The sequence below is a fragment of the Paenibacillus pinihumi DSM 23905 = JCM 16419 genome (genome assembly GCF_000422505.1).
Lineage (GTDB): Bacteria > Bacillota > Bacilli > Paenibacillales > Paenibacillaceae > Paenibacillus_D > Paenibacillus_D pinihumi.
In genome coordinates, this window is the sequence record NZ_KE383869.1 from 106,474 (window position 1) to 127,817 (window position 21,344).

At 47.3% G+C, this 21,344-nt stretch carries 14 protein-coding genes and 1 pseudogene; 11 read left to right on the forward strand and 4 right to left on the reverse strand.

The features are described 5' to 3' along the window. The first annotated feature begins 228 nt into the window (after positions 1-228). From H583_RS37750 to cas7c, 4 genes are all read left to right on the forward strand, one after another. Positions 229-360, forward strand: a complete 132-nt coding sequence (locus H583_RS37750) for a putative holin-like toxin (protein WP_245586028.1) — start codon at positions 229-231, stop codon at positions 358-360. Positions 361-539: 179 nt separating this feature from the next. Further along, positions 540-1,202 (forward strand): type I-C CRISPR-associated protein Cas5c, encoded by a 663-nt coding sequence (cas5c, locus tag H583_RS0129555; protein ID WP_028563640.1) that lies wholly within the window; start codon positions 540-542, stop codon positions 1,200-1,202. A gap of 6 nt (positions 1,203-1,208) precedes the next feature. Continuing rightward, positions 1,209-3,074, forward strand: a complete 1,866-nt coding sequence (cas8c, locus tag H583_RS34750; RefSeq protein ID WP_051237221.1) for a type I-C CRISPR-associated protein Cas8c/Csd1 — start codon at positions 1,209-1,211, stop codon at positions 3,072-3,074. Positions 3,075-3,106: 32 nt separating this feature from the next. Further along, positions 3,107-4,009, forward strand: a complete 903-nt coding sequence (cas7c, locus tag H583_RS0129565; protein ID WP_051237223.1) for a type I-C CRISPR-associated protein Cas7/Csd2 — start codon at positions 3,107-3,109, stop codon at positions 4,007-4,009. 306 nt (positions 4,010-4,315) lie between these two features. On the opposite strand, the gene H583_RS0129570 is transcribed toward cas7c, so the two are convergent. Together H583_RS0129570 and H583_RS35780 are read right to left on the reverse strand one after the other, a co-directional pair. Next, complete coding sequence (locus H583_RS0129570) at positions 4,316-4,996, reverse strand: RloB family protein (protein WP_028563642.1); 681 nt, start codon at positions 4,994-4,996, stop codon at positions 4,316-4,318. Next, positions 4,996-6,270, reverse strand: a complete 1,275-nt coding sequence (locus tag H583_RS35780; RefSeq protein WP_028563643.1) for an AAA family ATPase — start codon at positions 6,268-6,270, stop codon at positions 4,996-4,998. Before H583_RS35780 ends, H583_RS0129570 begins: the two co-directional genes overlap by 1 nt. 313 nt (positions 6,271-6,583) lie before the next feature. Here H583_RS35780 and H583_RS0129580 point away from each other — a divergent pair, with 313 nt between their 5' ends. Beyond that, complete coding sequence (locus H583_RS0129580) at positions 6,584-7,252, forward strand: DNA alkylation repair protein (protein WP_028563644.1); 669 nt, start codon at positions 6,584-6,586, stop codon at positions 7,250-7,252. Between the two features lie 118 nt (positions 7,253-7,370). Here H583_RS0129580 and H583_RS0129585 read toward each other — a convergent pair whose 3' ends face one another. After that, positions 7,371-10,367, reverse strand: a complete 2,997-nt coding sequence (locus H583_RS0129585; RefSeq protein ID WP_028563645.1) for a DEAD/DEAH box helicase — start codon at positions 10,365-10,367, stop codon at positions 7,371-7,373. Between the two features lie 100 nt (positions 10,368-10,467). Continuing rightward, positions 10,468-11,547, reverse strand: a complete 1,080-nt coding sequence (locus H583_RS34760; protein WP_245586029.1) for a hypothetical protein — start codon at positions 11,545-11,547, stop codon at positions 10,468-10,470. A 341-nt stretch (positions 11,548-11,888) separates the two neighbouring features. On the opposite strand from H583_RS34760, the gene H583_RS0129595 reads away from it, so the two are divergent. From H583_RS0129595 to H583_RS34765, 6 genes and pseudogenes are all read left to right on the forward strand, one after another. After that, the gene (locus H583_RS0129595; RefSeq protein ID WP_028563646.1) at positions 11,889-13,628 is read left to right on the forward strand and encodes an ABC-F family ATP-binding cassette domain-containing protein; all 1,740 of its coding nucleotides are present in this window, start codon (positions 11,889-11,891) and stop codon (positions 13,626-13,628) included. A gap of 232 nt (positions 13,629-13,860) precedes the next feature. Next, positions 13,861-14,721 (forward strand): S1 family peptidase, encoded by an 861-nt coding sequence (locus H583_RS0129600; RefSeq protein ID WP_028563647.1) that lies wholly within the window; start codon positions 13,861-13,863, stop codon positions 14,719-14,721. Positions 14,722-14,897: 176 nt separating this feature from the next. Then, positions 14,898-16,472 (forward strand): ABC-F family ATP-binding cassette domain-containing protein, encoded by a 1,575-nt coding sequence (locus H583_RS0129605; RefSeq protein WP_028563648.1) that lies wholly within the window; start codon positions 14,898-14,900, stop codon positions 16,470-16,472. Positions 16,473-16,979: 507 nt separating this feature from the next. After that, positions 16,980-17,654 carry a hypothetical protein gene (locus H583_RS0129610; RefSeq protein ID WP_028563649.1) on the forward strand — a complete coding sequence of 225 codons (675 nt, stop codon included), beginning with the start codon at positions 16,980-16,982 and terminating at the stop codon, positions 17,652-17,654. Between the two features lie 645 nt (positions 17,655-18,299). Then, complete coding sequence (locus H583_RS0129620) at positions 18,300-19,673, forward strand: AraC family transcriptional regulator (RefSeq protein WP_028563650.1); 1,374 nt, start codon at positions 18,300-18,302, stop codon at positions 19,671-19,673. Positions 19,674-20,010: 337 nt separating this feature from the next. Further along, positions 20,011-21,337 (forward strand): annotated as a pseudogene (locus tag H583_RS34765) (ISNCY family transposase). Positions 21,338-21,344: the final 7 nt, after the last annotated feature.

Genomic DNA, 21,344 nt, shown 5'->3' on the forward strand with positions numbered 1-21,344 from the left:
TTGAAATAGTAGGTTGCTTTCTATTCTTATAAAAATGACACTTTTCTTTTTTGAAGGTGTCATTTTTATTGCATGATCAGTTCAGTAGATTACAGTCTATATTATAAAATTTCAGTAGATTGCAATCTATCTTATAAAATTATAATAAAATATTGATAAGGTCTGTAGAATTGTGCTAGAATCTACTTGCAGTTATAAAAAAGGTAAAATTTTCCGAAGGGGGTACACATGACTACATTTGAAAGTACGTACTTGATGCTTGTATTCGGTTCATTTCTTCTTTCGTTGTTATCGTTTATTATTGCGCTGCTGTCGTTCGTCTTCTACGTGTCCTACAAACACAGGCCATCTTCTGCTTAGCGAAGAAGATGACCTGATCTGCACGTTGTTGTTCACACGCATCAAAGAAAATGTACCGGAAGGGAAGTGCGGCAACACTTCTCTTCTATTCTTCAAAGCTCTTACAATTATATCATAGTTCCACTTACTTCTGTATCATGCAATCGTTAGAAAAACGATCAATTAGGAGGGCAAGTGCGGTGGGCTACGGAATCAGACTTTATGTTTACGGCGACTACGCCTGTTTCACCCGTCCTGAAATGAAAGTCGAACGGGTCAGTTACGATGTAATGACGCCATCGGCGGCACGGGGCTTGCTGGAAGCGATTCATTGGAAACCTGCTATTCGATGGGTTGTCGATCGCATTCATGTCTTAAATGAAATTCGCTTCGAGAACATACGGCGCAACGAGATCGAGAACAAAATTTCGACATCAGCCATTAAAAGCGCGATGAACGGGAAAACTTTAACGCTCGCTCAAGTCGTGAATGAAGAGCGGCAACAACGGGCGACGCTTATGTTGAAACAACCTGCTTATCTCATTGATGCGCACTTTGATATGACAGATGCTGCAGGCAGCGAAGACTCCCCCGAGAAGCACTACAACATTTTTTTGCGTCGCGCCCGACTAGGCCAATGCTTCCATCGTCCTTATCTGGGGTGCCGAGAATTTGCTGCCCACTTTAAGTTAATCGAGCCCTCTGATGAAATGCCTGTCAATTTCTATGCAGACAAGCCGGATAAGGAGCTGGGCTGGATGCTTCATGACATCGACTTTATGAACAACATGAGCCCGAAATTTTTTCGTGCTACCCTGTGTCAAGGTATTGTCCATGTGCCACCGTTAACCGAAAGGGTGTGACGAGCGATGATCATTCAAGCGCTTCATCAGCGATATTTGGACTTGCTGGCCGATCCAGACTCGGAAGTTAGCCCGCTCTATTTCAGCTTGGGTAAAGTCACCTATATGTGCGACTTGGCGAAGGATGGAAGCTTGCAGTCATTCCTGGATATGCGAGATGAAACCGGCAAGAAGAAGAGGCCGGTAAGATCTATCGTTCCCGAACAGCCTAGCCGTTCGAGCGGCATTGTACCCTACTTTCTGTCGGACAAGGCTGAATACGCGTTTGGCCATTATCCGATTATGCCGAAAGAAGCCGATACGTTAAAAAAACGTTCGGACGCGCGAAAAAAATACGAGGCAGCCAAGGCACAAGCCTTGGACATATTAGCGAATGTGTACGATGACGCAGCCCGCGCAATGCTGCTGTTCTATGAACAGTGGGATGCGTCTCTCGTACGCGATCATCCACTGCTTAAAGCACATATGGAAGATTTGGATAAAGGCATCGATACAAATGTCATTTTTGCACTTGATAGAGTCCCTATTCATGAGTCGGTAGCCGTTCAGGCAGCCTGGATTCATTATCGGGAACGGCTGGACAGCACTTCCGAGTTCGATGGCCAATGTTTGTTGACGGGCGAGGCGAACGTTTCCATCGCCAGAACGCACGACAAGATCAGAGGTGTTCGCGGCGCTCAATCGGCCGGAGCTTCTCTCGTATCGGTCAACTTCCGTTCGGCAGACTCCTATGACAAGGAACAAAGCTACAATTCTCCTATCAGCAAGACGGCAGTGTTCGGCTATACGACTGCGCTGAATCATATGCTTGCTTCGGACAGCAATCGAACGCTAATCGGTGATATGACAGTTGTCTATTGGGCGGACTCCAGGCTCGTGGAAGAACAGGTCAGCCCTTTTATTAGCAAGTATATCCATTCCAGCCAGACGCACAAAGAAGAAACGCAGACGACAGCGCAGCTCAATGATTTGCTTGATCGCGTACGTCATGGCGTACAGTTTGATCCAGAATCGATTCCAGGCAAGAATGTCCCATACGGCGATACCCAGTTCTACATTCTGGGGTTATCGCCGAACAACGCCCGGTTGGCCGTGCGCTTCTTCTGGCAAGGAAGCTTCGGAGATTTGGTTCGGAAGCTTGCTCAGCATGCTTATGACATGGCTTTACCCGAGCCAGGCAGTGGCTACAAAGATAACCAGTCCATTTATCGAATTGTGACAGAAACGATGCGTGTCGGTAAAGATGGCAAGAAGGTCGGCGAAGAACCGCCCAAGCGTCTTAGCGGAGAACTGCTTCGTTCCGTCCTTCAAGGGACGGCCTATCCGCGTTCAATCTTTATGATGATAATAAACCGGATACGTGCTGACGGTCTCATCACGCAATTGCGTGTTTCCATTGTGAAAGCCTATCTTAACCGCTACAATCGGAGCGTTAACGACAATGTCAAGGAGGAGTTACCGTTGAGCTTGGATAAGACCGAAAATCAGAAACCCGCCTATCGCCTGGGACGATTGTTCGCCGTGCTGGAGAAAGCTCAGCAAGAAGCCGCGGCTTCGGGAAAGCTGAATGCTACCATTAAAGACCGCTACTTCAGCTCTGCCTCATCGAATCCCGGTGCTGTATTTCCAATTTTAATCAAACTGGCACAGCATCATATGAGCAAAGCCCGTTACGGAGAATTGCGCGATCGTGAAATGGTTGACATTATGCAAGGAATAGACGGTTTTCCTGCACGCTTCGATTTACATCAACAAGGCATATTTATTCTTGGGTACTACCATCAGAAGCAAGATTACATTGCCCAGATCAAAGCAGCGGCCGAAGCCAAGCAGGAAGCTGCCGCGGCTTTGCAAGCCAAAGAACACGAATAGTCACATTCCAATAACGAAAGGCGAGATGAACCATGTCGACAATTGAACAAGCATTGCCCGGTCAAGCCAGCAGCTCCGAGCTGCTCTCCAAGCGAGTAGAGTTTTCCTTGTTCTTCGAAGTTGTCAATGGTAACCCGAATGGCGATCCGGATGCCGGCAACATGCCGAGGATCGACCCGGAAACCGGCCACGGCATTGTGACGGACGTTTGCTTGAAGCGTAAAGTGCGCAACTTCATTGAACTGACGCGCGGCGGAGAGGAAGGCTTCAATATATATGTAACGGAGGGAGGCGTCCTTAACGAGCAGCATCGTAAAGCTTACAAGGCGCTGCGCCCAACCGACTCCGGCAGCAAGGAACTGAAACCGAAAGATGCCGAAGAAGCTTCGCGGCTTACCGAATGGATGTGCGCCAATTTTTACGATATTCGTACATTTGGAGCCGTCATGACAACGAAGGTCAACACAGGCCAGGTTCGCGGACCAGTTCAATTTACGTTTGCCCGCAGTCTCGATCCTATTTTCTCGCAAGAGGTTACCATTACTCGTCAAGCCGTTACGCAGGAAGGAACCGACAAGGAGCGCGAAATGGGTCGCAAGCATGTCGTGCCGTACGCACTCTATCGAATGGATGGATACATCTCTGCCTACCTGGCTAATAAGACGGGATTTTCGCATGTCGATTATGAGACGCTGCTCGAGGCGCTTGTCAATATGTTCGAGCATGACCGTTCTGCTTCCCGGGGACAAATGGCTGTGCGTAAGCTCTTCGTATTCGAGCATTCTTCGAAGCTCGGCAATGCGCCCGCACATCGATTACTGACGTTAGTGAAAGCTAATAAAATGACCGATGTGGTCCGCTCCTTTAACGATTACGAGTTTACGATCGATCGTGAGGCTTTGCCAGAAGGTGTGCAACTTATGGAGCGTGAGTAAGTAGGTTTGCACGGCGAATCTTGGAATTGATCAGCGAAGCTTCACAGTAATGAATTGTTCTAACGGATTGTTCTTGGCAGAGCTATCCAATAAGTCCTACAATCAAAGAGGTTGGGCGAGAAGACTTTCTCGTCCAACCTTTTTAAATACTTCACATTCTACTATTACTTATTCGAAGCATAACCAATTTTTATTTTGTCTTTTTTGTAAGGCATAAATGATCAAATCATGAGCACAGTACAAGCAAGTACAAATATAGGCATCGCTTTGTGTTCCAGAGATGCCTATATTTGATAATGAGTTAATTTATTCACTACTGCTCATTTCCAATAATATTCGCTCCATTAATAGGTGAACAGTTGTGAATGGATTCATTTGGCGAATGTCCGTCTCATAAACTAATTCTTTCTGAGAGTATTTTTCTTCAAGTAGATGAGCATGACTAATTGCATTTCTCAAGGTGTCGCCATTTCCAATGATTTGGCGGATGAGTCCTGAATCCGCTTTTGTGTATTCCCGTCCTAATGCATAAGATAACCTTTCCCCGATGACTCTCTTCGAATTGGAATACTCAGGTTCTACTTGCTCGAAATGCATTAATAGCCACGTTTCAAACAATAAGTTTGTTAGAGATAGCGTATAATGATTGGTTGATGCGAGCATGTCACGAAGGACCTTTTCAATCTCACGTGGTGCATCGCAGTCAAATACCAGGTGTTTCTCATATAAGGAATATTTCTGCATGTTGACTTCATCAAGAAGAAAGTCTTCAGCAAAGTTTAATACCTGTTGTGCATTGCCGTTTGCCGGAATGGATTCGATGTCCAAGTGAGCGTACTTGTTGCGGTTTTTTTGAATAATTTCAGCAAAATACTCAAAATAAATAACTTCAGTTTGCCCTTCGCAAAAGAGCAACACTTTTCCTAAATGACTCGGTCGTGTCTCCACTTGTCTAGGTAAAAACGGGTTTAAGCGAGCGATGACCATCACCTCCGATTCTCTGGAAACGAAGTCTGGAGAATCGGGATTGCACCGTACTTTCCACTAAAGTAATCTTTGTGGTAAGTAGCATCTTGCCTGACCATTTTTAGATCCGCTAGCGAATATAGGGAGGAGACTCCGAGCTCATTCTTGTCAACAAATAAAATCTCATCGCGGCGGAACTGCTCTTTATTTAATATCGACGTATCGTGAGTCGTGAAGATCAGTTGCGCATGATTCGTGTTTCGATCTGATTGAAAAAGATCCACGATGAATTTGGTTAGCAAAGGATGCAACCGTGCCGAAAGCTCGTCAATAACAAAAACGCCCCCACGCTCAAGCAAAATCAGGACTTCCTGTATAAATGAAAGAAATCGCAAAGTACCCGATGACTCCTGAGCCAGATCGAATGATTTAGTACCTACTTGTTCACCATTTAAGTTAAAGATGGGATGAATCGTTTTAATAAGCGGTCGCTTTATTTTTTTGCCTTTTTGCTCGTCAAATACCTCATCTGTTTCAATCACGATATTTTCGATTCCTACATCAATGAAACGAATGTACTCTGCCACTTTGGAACGGAATGCATCGTCCTTCAAAAGCCTTGGAGAGTGCGGAATGGCATGTACAGTTCCTTTAATACTTGATTCAAAAATGAGCTCAAAATGGACATTGAATCGGCTGCGGAAGAAGTCTTTAAAACAGTCGATGAGCTTTTTAACATCATCTGTTGCAAAATAATCAAGAACGGAGAGATACAGACGGTCTTCACGGTATTTGGTGAAAGAACGTAACTGTGCTTTAAACTTATGGCCGAAGGTGATGCCCGCTGATTGATCACGTTCAAAAACCGAATGATTGTTAACACTGAGCCATTCGGATAAGATGTTGTTGTCTTTCAAAGAAAACCCATATTGGAATACTTGATCTTGATGCACAAAAACCATTTCAAATTCAATACGGGAGTCAATCTGCTCGGATAACAGGAAGGGGCGGATAGGCGGCAGTTTTCTGATTGCCTCAATTCCCTCATTCTTCTCGTCTCCCGAGGTGTCTTGAAATAAATGACTGAATATGATCTGTTCAAACCAGTGCATGGCACTGATTAGGTTTGATTTTCCACTGGCATTAGGGCCGTAAATAGCTAGTGTCTTTAGCAAACTGAATGGTGTATTCTTTATAACATGAGATGGATGTTGCGTATAGGAAGAAGCGCGAAGATCAAGAATGACTTCATCCCGAAAGGATGAAAAGTTTTTAAAGCGAAACATAACAAGCATGGAGATCATCCTCGTCAGATATTTTTTGATATTATCTCAATTATACCACGTTCGAGTGGGATTTAGACTTACTCATGTCTATTAATTACGAAAAAATCGAAATTCGACAAACTGGCAGTGAAGGTTCAAGGGTTATGTCAGGATTATTTGTCGACCAAAATTTCGCCCTACAGATGATACGCTGAACCGTACCACAAGTAGGGCCGAATGAATCACGCCTTTATGCAAAAAGTCTTATAACGAAATTAAGTTGTTGATATATCACGCCAAGGACATATTATAAAACAGTGCTTTAATAAAGGAGTTGTGTCAAATAAATAAGAATAAAAGTACAGAAATGAAATGCTCTTCAAAAGCAGAAAACATTCTACTACAGATCAATAGTAAAACTAAGCTAGGCGACTTACGAAAAATCGCAAAGGACATTAAAAAAGATCACGAACTAGCTATGGAACTTTGGTTAACCGAAGAGTTTTTGCCCAGACTATTAGCAATCTTAATTATGGATAAAAAACTTCTTTCACAAGAAGTGCTAAATAAGCTTGATAAGGATATGCAGACGCACACTTTTGATGAGCGAAATAACTTAATGGATTGGTTAATGGCTAATCAGCTCACCAAAGACAAGAAGACAATTGCATGGATGGAGTCATGGGAAAATAGCCCTTCTGATCTTCAAAGGAGAGCTTTTTGGTATTATCAAGCGCGATTGAGATGGACTGGACAAACACCGCCTGATAACACCGCAGACTTACTATCTAAATTAGAAGCTAATATTACGCAGGAAGTACCGGAAGTTCAGTGGGCTATGAATTTCACCGCAGGCTGGATAGGCGTTTATGATGTAAAGAATCGTGCACGTTGTATTAAACTTGGTGAGAAAACGGGTCTTTATAAAGATGAAAGGGTATCAAAGGGCTGTACTCCCAATTATTTGCCGGAGTTCATTGCGATTGAAGTTAACAAACGAAATAATAATTAGTTACCCCTGGACAAAGGATCTGAAAGTAAGCTTCCAGATCCTTTTGCTTGGAGGACAATTTCAAAAGTTTCATCCGTAACAAAGTTTTCGCCTGTCGCATTGGTTGCTCAAATCCCGCTTAATCGCGCGACCAGTCCCGCCGCAGCGAGAACAATTCCCTTAGCGCATCCGTTGACAGCTCGGTAATCCAGTTCTCCGAGCTGGAGATCACGTTGTCGCTTAGCTGCTGCTTGTTCTCCAGCATCTCGTCGATACGTTCCTCAAGGGTGCCGAGCGAGATGAATTTATGCACCTGCACGTCGCGCGTCTGGCCCATCCGGTAGGCGCGGTCGGTCGCCTGGTTCTCGACGGCCGGGTTCCACCAGCGGTCGAAGTGGAAGACGTGGTTCGCCGCGGTCAAATTTAGCCCGACGCCTCCCGCCTTGAGGGAGAGGATAAACACGTTCGGCTGCTCGGATGCCGGAAGGTCGCGTGACTGGAACCGCTCCACCATCCGGTCGCGTTGCGTCTTCGGCGTGCTGCCGTTCAAGTACAGCACAGGTTCGCCCAGCTCGCGCTGCAGGACATCCTGAATCATTTTGCCCATGCCAATGTATTGCGTGAAGATGAGGCAGCGCTCGTCCGCCTCGCGCAACTCCTTGACCATCGCTAGTAGCCTCTCGAGTTTGGAGGAGCGGGCGACGATCGCCCCCGTATGTAGCGGGCCCTCCCCCAGCTCCGTTCCCGCATCCTCATCTAGTAGAGCCGGATGGTTACATGCCTGCTTGAGACGTGTCAGCGCTCCGAGAATCGCGCCTTTGCGCTGGATGCCGTCGAGCTTCTTCAGCTTCTCGAGAAGCTCCTTGACGCAATTGTCGTACAAGGCAGCTTGCTCGGAGGTAAGCGGAACATACGTCTTCATCTCGTTTTTGTCCGGCAGGTCGAGCTGGATGGCGGGATCCTTCTTTTTGCGCCGCAGCATGAAAGGTTTCACTAGCCGCTTTAGCTCAGCCGTGCGACGCCCGTCCTGTTCGCGCTCGATCGGGGTAGCGAAGCGGTCCTGAAACGCCTTGGCGGTCCCGAGGTAAGTGGGCACGGTAAAATCGTAGATCGACCATAGCTCCGCCAGCCGATTCTCGATCGGCGTTCCGGTGAGCGCAATGCGATGGAGCGCGGGAAAGCTCTTGACCGCTGCGGCCTGCCTGGTCCCGGCGTTTTTGATATTCTGTGCTTCGTCCAAACAGACGGCTCCCCATTGGAAAGCGGCCAGCGTTACCTGGTCGAGCGAGGCGGTAGCAAAGGAGGTCAGCACGACGTCAACGCTGCGTGCCTCGTTCCGGAACGCGTCGCCGCTCTTACGCCCGGAGCCGTAATGCATGGCCACCTGCAGCGATGGGGCAAAGCGGGAAATCTCCTTCTGCCAGTTGCCGAGTACCGATGTGGGGCAGACGATCAGCGAAGGGAGCCGCCTGCCCTCTTCCGCCTGCTCCTTGGCGTGCAGCAGGTAGGCAATCAACTGAACCGTTTTGCCGAGGCCCATGTCGTCCGCGAGACAGGCCCCGAGCCCGAAGCGGCGGAGAAAAGCCAGCCAGGCGAACCCGTCTTGCTGGTAGCTGCGCAACTCGGCACGCAGACCGGCCGGCGGATCGAGCCGAGGCCATTCGCTTTGCTGATTAATCTTGGCGAACAATCCGGTCAAATGCGCGCCCAGCTCGACTTCGAGTTCAACGCGGGCGGCATCGGCCCCGAAATTCTCCGTGCTGGCGTCCGTCGCCCCGCCATCCGCCTCGCTCTGAGAGAGCAGATGCAATTGCAGTACATCCTGGAAGCTTAATCCCTCGCTCTTGTCCATGCCTTCCATCATGCGGCGGATCTGGGCGATCAACGCCGGGTCGAGCACGATCCAGCGGTCCCGGAACTTCACGAGACGTTCCCCTCGCGCGAGCAGCTCGTCGAACTCCTCCTCGTTTAGGTCGGCGTCGCCGATGGAGATGCGCCAGTTGAAGCTCATAATCGCATCCAGACCAAACAAAGACTTGCCACCGCCCCGTTTCTTGGATTCGCCCTCCGACTGCACCGCTGCGCGCAGCCGCGGCTTCTTGCGGCTTGCGGCTTCCCACCATGCGGGCAGCAGGACCTGCCACCCGGCTTCGAGCAGCCGGCGGCTGTCCTCGTTCAGGAACCGCCAGGCGGCCTCGTCGTCAAGCGGCTTGCCGAGCACGTCCTCGCCGCGCGACAGCCGATCGTGCGGAAGGCTAACCCGCAGCCGTTGCAGCCAACCGTCCGAACGGCTCCGGATAGCTTCCGCCCATATGTCGGGCCACTTGCCTGCCGCCGAGCCGTCGTCGCCAAGCCGCACTCTTCGGAGCTTAGCCGGATCGCTCTTGTCCTGCAGTACGAGCCGCAGCCGCCAGCGGGAGTGCTCGTCGCCCTCCCACGGTTCCATTAGCTGCAGCAGGGGGCGGAACGGCGCGACATCAGCTTTCCAGCCGATCTGTACAAGCCAGGTCTCGTCGTCCAGTCCCGCCGTAGCGGCCACCGCGTTCTCGCGCGCGAACAGAGCCGGGAACTCCCGGCGCAGATCCGCCTCGTTCGGCTCCGTACCGTAGAAACGGCTCGTTACGGCCGCCGAGAAGGCCGCCATTAGCCCATCGCGCGCCTCATCGCTCCAGCTGCCGCGCTTCAGGTCCAGTTCGTCGCGGCGCGCCTGTCCAAAGGTAGCGCAGGCCGCATTCGCATCCCACCTCCAGCGCAGGGAGCCTCTGCGGTAAGCCGCAAGGTCGGGCGCGTACAGCCCTTTCTCCAGGCACTCGCCCAAGAGCGGTGCCAATGCGGCCAAACGCGCGGCATCGTCCTCCCACTTCCACTCGATATGCGCAAGGAGAGGGCCTGAGGCGAAGAAGGCAATAACCTCTTCGGCGGGCAGCACGACGGCCTCGAGCTCCCCGACTTTGACGAGCTCCAGCTCGGTGCCATAGAAAGACGGTTCGTGCCAGGCGAACAGCCGATGCTTCAGCCCAAGTCCGGTCCACTCCCGCAGCGAATCCGGGTCCGCGAAGAATAACGCGTCGCCATGCGACGTCAGCGCCATTCGAACCGCGATGGTATCCAGGTTATAAGTAGTCGTCTTCGTCATGGAATTAGTCCTCCCTTCCGCAGCTCTTCCTGGAAGGCCCGCAATCGGCTATACCGGCTGGCAAATGTCTCGATGTACGCCTCCCACCGCTGCTCATGCTTCAGCTTCTTGTACAGCTTGGCCAGCCGTTTAGCAGCTTGACCGCCCGCTTATAGCCGTCGCGGTTTTTTAACAACACGTATTTCTCCACGCCTTGGTGGTAAAAAGGCAGCAGCGCTTCCGGTGCCTCCTTCTCGATGGGCTGCAGATCCTTCGCTCGAAAGTCGAGCGGATCGCTGCCGAGGCTAAGCTGATAGTCGATCCACTGCCGCCAACGGCCATAGCGCATTAGTTTCTCCTCGTACAAGCTGCTGCAGTAGGGAGGCAGGCTCGCAATCGCGCTCCACATTCGTTCCTCGGCCTCCGGCAGTTGCTTGACGACGGCATCCCAATAGTGACCATATTCACTAAGGCTGCCGGGGCTGCGCCCAACTTGCTTGTTCACGCAATGGCTTAGCCAGGCTTCAAGCCGGGTCCATTCGTCATTCCCCTCAAGCTGGCGCAGGAAACGAAATACCTGCCCGGGCTCGAGTCCATGCCGCTCTGCAGCATCCAGCTGCCGCCAAGCCTCTTGATCCTCCCCCAGCCAGAAGCGCATCCAGGCGAGGGCGACGAGCGGGAAGAGATGATTTTCCTTGCCGGACCCCTCGGCCAAATGCGCCAGCTCCTCCTGAACGAGACGGGGACTGTCCGCAGCGGATGATACCAGGATCAGCCACAACTCCACGTAGATATCCAGATAGGCTGGAGGGAACCATGCATTCACGGTTGCCGTATCACGAATATATGCAGCCGTCTCCAGTAGTCGCCCCTGTTGCTTGACCGCGATCTCCGGCGGCAAGTCGTTATGGAGTTGACTCTCGATGGCATGTAGCGTCTCGGATGCCGCCATCTGGGCGAAGTAGCCCAAGTGGGGACCGGTCGATTGCTTGCGGAGCAAGAACAGGCCGACGTTCAGTTCGAACAGCCAGGCTTCCTCGGGTGTGAACTCCGACATGAAGGGGCGCACCATGGAGCGGACCTCGGCGCCATAATTTATTTCGTACGGGGTGTTCACCGCTTTCCGGGCGCAGCTGGCGATTAGATCCTGCCACTGGACAACGCTCAGCCCGATCGGTGAATTCGAATTCATTTTCGTCATGATGGCAGTTATTCCTTTCTTGAGCTTTGACCGCTCGTATAATCCGTTCCTTCATTATAACGATAAATGGTCAAGACGGCATACAGCCCAAAGACCATTGATCTAAGACTCAATTAAAACGTCGGCTCAAAAACGACCGCTCGCGACAATTACAGCTAACGCGACGAAGACGATGTTCACGCCGACGGCAAGTCCGGTTGCGGCAATGGGCGTTAACACAGGTACAAGGGGATTGAAGTTGGTTGTAAACCGTGTTACTCTAACAGCGGCAAACTCAAAATCTATGGTTTGCAATACATCTAATAATAGCCATTATTTTAGTTATAAAGAAAGGTAATACTATGATAAAAGTCGATAACTTATCCTTCTCGTTTCCGCAAAAAGAACTATATAACAACATTTCATTTACGTTAGAAGAGGCACAACATTGCGCTTTTATCGGGACAAGCGGCAGTGGGAAAAGTACGTTAATAGATATACTGATGGACCCGGAAAGATATCTTTATAATGGGAAATTAGAGAGGGACCCCGATTGCACGATTGGGTATGTGAGTCAGTTCCCGGAACTTGACAACACGAAGGAAATAACCGTTTTTGAATATATAGGAGAACAATTTATAAAGCTTCAAAATGAAATTCAATCGATCTGCAAAGAAATGGAAACCTCAACAGATATAGAACCGTTACTGGAAAAGTATCAATTCGCTTTAGACGCATTGGATGCTATTGGCGGGGATGATTTTGAAAGTAAGATTCATAAGCAGCTAAACTTAGCAGACCTTATGAAGCGAAGAGATAGTAAGGTAGCTGACCTGAGCGGCGGGGAATTCAAGCTTATTCAAGTGATGAAGGAAATGCTTAATCGTCCCGACTTATTGATTATGGATGAGCCCGATGTGTTTCTAGACTTCGAAAACCTAAATGCGCTTAAAAAACTTATTAATTCGTACAAAGGCATGCTGCTGGTTGTTACGCACAACCGATATCTGTTGAATCATTGTTTCAACAAAATTATACACCTTGAAAATAGGGAGATCCAGGAGTTTGATGGGCGATATATCGAGTATAACTTCTCATTGCTTCAGACAAAAATTGAGCTGCAAGAACTCGCCGTTGCTGAACAAGAAGAGATGGAGAGAAACGATACGATCATCAACAACCTTAGAGTTATCGCAACTTATAATTCAAACGCTTCAAGAGGGAGAGCGTTAAAAGCCAGAGTTAGATTTCAAGAAAGACTGGAAGCGCGTCGGATTAAAGCGCCATTCGTTGAAATTAAACAACCGAATATCAGTTTTGGTATGGATCATGAGATGGAAGACGCTATTGTTGTAAGTGTCCATAATTATAGTGTTGGCTTTGATGAGCTGCTGCTGGACAATGTTAATTTTGAGATAAAATCTACGGATAAAGTAGCTATTATCGGTGCAAACGGTACCGGGAAAACGACTTTACTTCGAGATGTTTTCGAAAATAATCATACTTCAATTGAAATCAATGCTGATGTGAAAGTAGCTTATTTATCTCAGTTTCAAGGTGAAATGCTAAAGGACGCTAATACAATACTAGAAGAATTTATCGATGCAGGGTTTAAAACTTACGATGAGATCGGATTGTATCTTTCTGACTATGGCTTTGAAGGAGAAACCCTTAGTCAAAAGATAGAATCTCTATCTGGTGGAGAAAAAAATTTACTTCAATTGGCTAAGGTTTCTGCCAGTAAAGCAAACGTATTGCTTCTTGATGAACCGACAAGCCATTTAGATACCTATACACAACTAGCACTGGAGAAAGCCATTGAAGAATTTAAAGGTGCGATTCTCATGATTTCCCATGATTTCTATTCTGTTGTAAATGGAATGGATTATGTTCTAATTATTGACGATAAAACGATTAGAAAAATGACTTTGCCAAAGTTTAGAAAGATGATTTATGATAGTCATTTTGATAAAGACTATTTAGAAACGGAACAAAAGAAAAAATCAGTTGAAATGAAAATAGAATTGGCTTTAAAAAATACTGATTTTGAACTTGCAAAAGGATTGGTAGATGAGCTGGAAGAGCTGATTAAATTGCTTTAAATGACAACCCTCGAAGTGAAGTCAGTCAGCAATAAAACATGATGATGGTAGAAAAATATCAACGTATGACCCAAACAAACCACTTCATTCCGGAAGTGGTTTGTTTGAATTCTCCTTTGCACTAATAATGTATTCCATGCGACGCAGGACGTTGCCGCCATCTTCCCCCAATTATAGGCAGTTTGATGATACAATAACGGGAAAAGATTACGGCGATTACGGAGGGATGCGCATGGAAAATAATCCGAGTCGAAACAAAGAGAACTCTCTTTCTAATTCCGAAGATAAGCAAGAACATGAGAATTACCACCCGTATGCAGACGAGGAGTGGGACTTTGAGTCGGAAGAGGAGGAGGACGACGGGGGTTCATCAGCCAGCCGACGGAAGTGGATCAGAAATACGATCATATTCCTGCTCGTGGCCGCTCTAGCCGTAAATATATTGGCCTTCTTGCCGCAAATCTACAACATGAAGACGCTCCCCCTCTTGTTCGGGTCGAAGGAATTATCCAGCCAAGCTGAGATCCAAAGCTATAAAGAAGCGGTTGTTACAGTCAGCACGGATAACGGCAAGGGCACCGGATTCCACATTAACGGCGGCTACATTGTGACCAACTATCACGTCATCGAAGATAACGGCTATATTATAGTGAACTTCCCGGAGCAAAGTCAGAGTTATAAAGCGGAGCTGTCGGGCAGTGATCCCGATCTGGATATCGCCATACTGAAGGCGGACATCGGGGATCAACGGCTGCCGTTTATTGAAGTGGAGCGAGACAACAAGCAGTGGGAGCCTGATGAACAAATCTACGTGATTGGCAATCCGCTTCATTTCACGCAGATCGCCGTCGAAGGCGCTATTATTGGCTTGGTCCCGATCCAAGGCCGCCGGACACCGGTCATGGCTCTTGATGCGCCGGTTTATAATGGCAATAGCGGCTCTCCCGTCATTAACAAGCGTGGCAAAGCCATCGCTGTTGTATTCGCCACTGCCGATGTCGGGCATCAAGACCAAATGATAGAGGCCGGTTTGGCTGTACCGATTGCCGACATGGAGACCCTGCTGCGAACTTCGCTGCCGCAAGTAGAATAAAAACTTTTATATTTTCGACATCTTGCTAAAGTATCGGTTTACTATTCACATCTGTACTTGAACGCAGGCTCTGTCTGAATATAAAATGCATTTCTTACTTGCGCGCTCCAATTTGCAAAGGCTGACCTCCATTCAGGATAAAAATTTAGAGTGTTGGAACTAGAAGGGTGATAACCATGAGCGTAATACGTTTGGAGAACGTCACGAAGAAGTATGAAGAGTCCATGATTTTTCGCGATATTTATTTTCGAGTTATGCAAGGGGAACGTATCGGCCTGATCGGACGAAACGGTGCCGGTAAATCGACGGTATTTAAGCTCATCATGGGCAAGGAAGAGCCGACTTCCGGCAGAGTAGAAATAAATCCTCAGTTAAAAATCGGATACTTCTCTCAATTCTCGGAATTGAGCGGAAGCTTGTCCGTTCAGCAAGAACTGGAAATGTGCTTTGAGCAGGTTGCCCTTATCGAACGAGAGCTACAAGAGGTAGGAGATAAGCTGGGTTTGGTTACAGACGATAATGAAATGGAGAGGTTGCTAGCAAGGCAGGCGGAGTTATTCGAGCAAATGGATCATCTCGATGGCTGGAACGTGTCCGTAGAGATTAACACAGTGCTCACGAAGCTAGGGTTCAACGACAGATCTCGCAATCAGCCGATCGATGAGTTGTCCGGGGGATGGCGTAACCGTGCGGCGCTCGCGAAGTTACTAATAGAGATGCCCGATGTCGTTCTGCTCGACGAGCCTACGAATTACTTGGATATGGAAGGCATTGCATGGCTAGAGCAGTGGCTGTATCGGTTCAAGGGAGCCATGATTCTGGTGTCGCATGACCGGCAATTCATCGACAAGGTTGTCACGCGTACGATTGAGATCGAGAATTATCATTTTCAGGAATACGAAGGCAACTACACCGATTACGTCCGTAAGAAGAAAATGCGCAAGAAGGAGCTGGACCGTCAGTTCAAATGGGAGGAAGAGCTGCTGCTCATGGAGTCCGAGGCGATCGACGAACGCGCGAGCAGGAAATCCACCTCCAAGGACCGTCTCTCGCGGAAGCTGGCGGATAACAAGAAGCGGATCGAGCCGCATCCCGTTAACGTACTGATTACCGATATTTACGAGAGGCTGCGTTTCCCGGACAAGCTATGTGAAGTGAAGAAGATCGGACAGACCTACGAGGGCAGGCAGATCTTCGAAAACATTAGCTTCGATATTCAAAAGGAAGATCGCTTGGTCATCGCGGGGCCGAACGGAAGCGGGAAGTCCACGCTCATCAAGACGCTTACCGGGGCGGAGAAGCCGGATTCAGGAGAGGTTATCTGGGAGAAGGGCGTTAGCTACGCCTACTTCAACCGGATGTGGGAGGAGCTTGATCCCAAGGATACCGTTAGCCACGCGGTGAATACGTATGGATTGGGACTGGACGCCCCGCGCAAAAAGGTGGCCAAATTTCTATCGATGCTGCAATTCTCGGAGGCGGATCTGAGCAAGGTGATCGGCAATCTGTCCGGCGGACAGAAGGCTCGGGTGGCGCTGGCCAAGTGTCTTCTATCGGGTGCGGCGGTTATCATCTTGGACGAGCCTACCAACCATCTGGATCTCATGAGTATTCAGGTCATGGAGCAAGCTCTAATCCATTTTCCCGGCGCCGTCATTACTGTAAGTCATGATCGCTTCTTCATCGATAAGATAGGGACGAAGATGCTGACCTTCGATCCGGTAACGGGAGTAACCGAACAAAGCTTATAAGGGAGAACGGTTCTCTTAGGTACCTCTCAGCGTACATGTTACAAAGCGAAGGTACCCAATTGGGTGCCTTAAAATTCGCCATTAGAGTGATACGGTGAGCCGTATCATAAGTGACGGCGAAAAATTGCTCTGTCAAGGAACTTAAAAGCGAGGGATTACTGTGCCTCTGGGACCATTGGTTCCAAAGGCTTCTTAAGTTCTTTGTAGGTGGAACTAAGCCCACTGTTTTCCATTTGCATGTATTTGCCCAGGGGGTTGTTTAACGAAGAATAAGATTTCAGAATGTTCTAACGACTTTGATTCAAAGTTTTATGCGAAGCTAGTGAGATAATATAGTAAAGGCGGTGTTAGGGTGAATATGAGCAATCTGCTGTTCAAATGAATATAGATGGTATTTCGTTCATATTTTGTATAAAACAATCCCAAAGAACTATAGTCTTCGGCAAATTATTACTCTATAGTATTCAGTATTGTTTGTAATAACTTACCACAAGGGGAGTGAATCAAATGAAGAAAAAAGCATTTGTAGCTATTATAAGTGCATCAATGCTGGCCAGTATGGGAACTGGCGCTTTGGCGGCAACTAAGCTGCAGGAAATTAAAGCTTACCTTAACCCTGAGGTAAGGGTGCAGGTAGATGGAACTTATGTTGATTTGCGTGATGTTAAGGGCAATACTATTGCACCGATTACCTATCAAGGAGCAAATTACTTTCCTATTCGCGCCATCTCCGACGCGCTTAATGTAGCAGTCGATTATGATGTGACTACCAAAACCATTATTTTAGGCGAGAAAGTCGACGGCGTTTCTATTGTTGATGGCTTCAAAGATATGTATTATACGAAAGACCCAGCTAAAGCAACCTATAAAGGCAAAGATTATAAAGAAGCTTATTTCAACGATGGATCTGGTAACCGCAGCACCAACTTTATGCTCTATCCGAATAAAGAGCACCAAACGCTATTCCTTCAGATAGCAGCTGTTAACGGTGATATAACGGACCTTACTATACAAGACAGCGATACCGATACTATTTTGAAAAAGATAGATGTGATCAAAGCTGAGGAAGGCTTGGTTACGGTCCAAGCGGATATCGCTGGCGTTAAATCATTGTATATTCACGGAAACGTAAAAGGTGATACTGTTGTCTTTGTACCATTGACTACTTCGTATTATAAATAGGTCTTATCTAATAAAGGGTATCTCCTTCACGAAGGAGATACCCTTTATTTAATAATTTCGAATGCCAATCTTCCGAAAGATTGTTGACTGATCTCAACGAAATTAACCTATTAAGGACATTTCAATTTGGATCTCTGTTAATAGACTGGTTGATGGCCGGAATGATCGTCTATTTCGCGACGAACAAGCTGCACAATCCGTTCGGCTGGCTCATTAGCAAGATTTATGAGGCAACCGGCATGCTCTTATCATATTTTTCGCCGATAGCTCCGTTAAGCTGAACCGTATTATAAATAAGGGCAAGTTTTTTTTGCGGAATTTCTTGCGGGTCATGAATTTGTATATATGAGTGTAGGTTTAGGGCTAAATAGACTATCGCTTTTTAAGTGGAGCATCCTCGTCATACTGTCCTGCTTCGTTTTAATGATTCGCAATCTACATACCTCCTGAAATGAAAATAACCCCCCGAAAGGGGTATTGCTCTAGGTCACGAATATGATATATGTATCAAAAATTACTTGAATCGTTTTTTGAATCAACAGGCAAATTAGCGCAAACAGTCATAGATCAAAGTCAATACGAGAAAAAACATCGAGAAGCCAACTATACTCCTTGATAAAATGAACGTCGTGGAGGTGCACATCCATGGAATATGAGAAAACAATTCAATTGGTACTAAATTATATTGAAATGCATGTGCAGGAAGACATTACGTGCGAGTCACTTGTTGAATTGACCGGTTTCTCTAAGTCTCATTTCTTACGTGTGTTTGAAGCCTATACCAATTCCACTGTCATGTCATACGTACGAGGTCGTAAGCTGCATCTTGCTGCAGAACGACTAAACCAAAGTAAGGAGAAAATAGTTGATATTGCATATGATTTCGGCTTTGAATCCCATGACGTTTTTGGAAGAGCGTTCAAACGTACTTATGGAATAACCCCGGAAAACTATCGGAGGAACTGGTTTATTTTGCCTGCATTCCACCCTGTTAATCTCGCACAGCAACGAAAAGGAGCTGTAGATAAAATGGAGCAAAAACCTCGTACTGTTATTGTTACAAAACCAGCTATGAAACTGATCGGTATAGAAAGCAGAATTGAAGATGGTGTATCTTCGCCCGATCAGTGGAAGAAATATTTCGATGAGTGGGAGCAAACTTTTGGTAGCATCTCACATCTGCGTGTAGATCCAGAGAAAGAAATCGATTATGCATTATCGGTTGATCGAAACGAGAGCGGATACACATATTTTATTGGTATTGAGGTAACCAGTGTAGGGCATGTACCGCCTGGAACAAAAGTTCGGACTATCCCAAAAACAAAATATGCTAAGTTCACAGCATTAGGACCCGTTGGAAAGTCAATGGGACGTACGTATGACTACATATTTAAAGAATGGTTCCCAAGTTCGTCGTATCAAACAGCCGCCGGTCCGATTATGGAACATTATGATATGCGTTGTGCTACCCACCTCGGAACACCTCCAGAAAAACATGAAATGGAGATTTACATTCCAATCGAAACTGTAGTAACGGAAACAAAAGAGATTATTAATATTAAACCTTACCAGGCAGCTTATTACAGGGCTATCGGCAAAAAAGGAAGGAAATGGCATCGGGTAAAGAAAGAAGCGTTTGACGTTATGATCGCTTGGGCTTTTTCTCAGGGCTTCGACCAGTCTTGTCTGCGGATTCGTGTACATAACAACGGCGGTGTTCCGGAAGAGGATTTCTATTTTGAGGTTTTCATGGACATTACCGGGAGAGATGTCTCCATAACAGAGGATTCTCTTATCAGCCGGGTAGAGTGTGAAGGTGGATTATTTGTCGTCACGCCTGCATTACATCGTATGTTAGAACCGACAGGAAAAGCATTTTGCAAATGGTTCGAGCAACAGGAACAATATTTAATGACGGGTAAATGGTTCGAGGAATATTTAGTTGTTGATGGCAAAGTTACTTTGGACACACTCATCAAGATTCATTTTGGCGCGAAGAGTTCATATGTCACAACCTAATTTACTAACTGAATAAATTTCTAAGAAAGGGCCAACTTGTTGATGGCCCTAAAACTTGCCGTTACAGATAGCGCGGAGAACCGTATCACAAGTAACGACAAGTTTTTTTGGCGGGGATCGGTCAACCCCTTGCAGGAGAAAGCTTCAACAAAAAACCCTAGTATATGGTAATCCTGGGGTTTTTCATATGGCTATTTTTGAAAAGAACTTATTCAACACCATAACAAAATGCCAAGAAAAAGTCTATACTTTTTTTGGGAAATTGTTATTCGTCTGTGATAATGTCATCCCATAACTCTTCTGAGATAATGTCACTATGGGACAGGAGACAATTACATTGAGCAGACGTGAACTTAAGAAGGTATTCGTTGTAGAGAAGATTAGGGATGGACATATGACAAATAACGAGGGAGCTATAGCGTTGGGGGATTTCCGTCCGGCAGATGATCCGAATGAAGAGAAAATATGAATCCGAAGGAGCACAGGGGCTTGCTCATAAAAACCGGGGAAGGAAGCCTTCACATACGATTAGCGATGCGTTACGAGACCAAGTAACTGAATTGTACCAGTCGAAGTATCACGGCAGCAACAGCTGTCATTTTGCTGAACTGCTTCAAGAACACGAGACGATCATTCTTAGCCCTTCCAGTGCAAGACGTATTCTGCTTGAAAAAGGCTTTAAACAAGCCAAACAGAAACGGCGAACGAAAGCCCATCCGCCACGCCAACGCAGAGCACAAGCAGGCATGCTGTGGCAGATCGATGCCACGCCACATGCTTGGTTGGAGGATCGCGCTCCATCCTTCGCTTTACATGCAGCTATTGATGATGCAACCAGCACCGTAGTTGGCGCAGTGTTCAGACTTAGCGAGTGTCGTGAGGGTTACTCGACGGTCATGCAAGAAGGCATTAAAACTTATGGCATTCCGCTTGGGCTCTACAGCGATAGGCATACGATCTTTCGTTCTCCAAAGGAGGTACTTACCATTGAACAGGAACTTGCCGGTGAAACTGCGCCACTCTCTCATTTCGGCAAGGCTATGGCCGAACTCAACATTGAACATGTTAAAGCGATCACTCCACAAGCTAAGGGACGTATAGAGCGGCTATGGCAAACCCTGCAGGATCGTCTGGTCATTGAACTTCGATTGCTTGGCATTACCACCATAGAAGCTGCTAATGAAGCCTTACCTGGCCTTATTCAAAAGCATAATAAACAATTCGCCGTTACGCCTCGTTCGGAGCACCTGGCTTATTTGCCGCTCCACGACGAGGTTCATCTTGAACATGTCTTTACGATTCGTGAATCGCGAAAGATTGCTAACGGCAACACGCTTTCCTATGGCGGCATCATCTACACCTTCGCTGACCCTTTACAGCCACGCCTAGATGCCAAGACGGTCGTTGAAGTGCGTCAGACGCTCTCTGGCCATGTCTTTGTTTGGCATCATGGACAGGCCCTCTTGCTGAAGCAAACAGAACGACCGAAGCGAGATCGGCCGCAAAAGAAAAAGGCAGGCTCTGCGCAGCCACGCATACCCGCCAACGATCATCCGTGGAAAACCACGTATGACAACAACATTTCTAAGCGTACCACAAAACGGAGCACCTTCCAAGAGGCGATGTATTCGCAGCACAACAGTTATTTTGAAGCCTCTTGGTAGAGGGGCT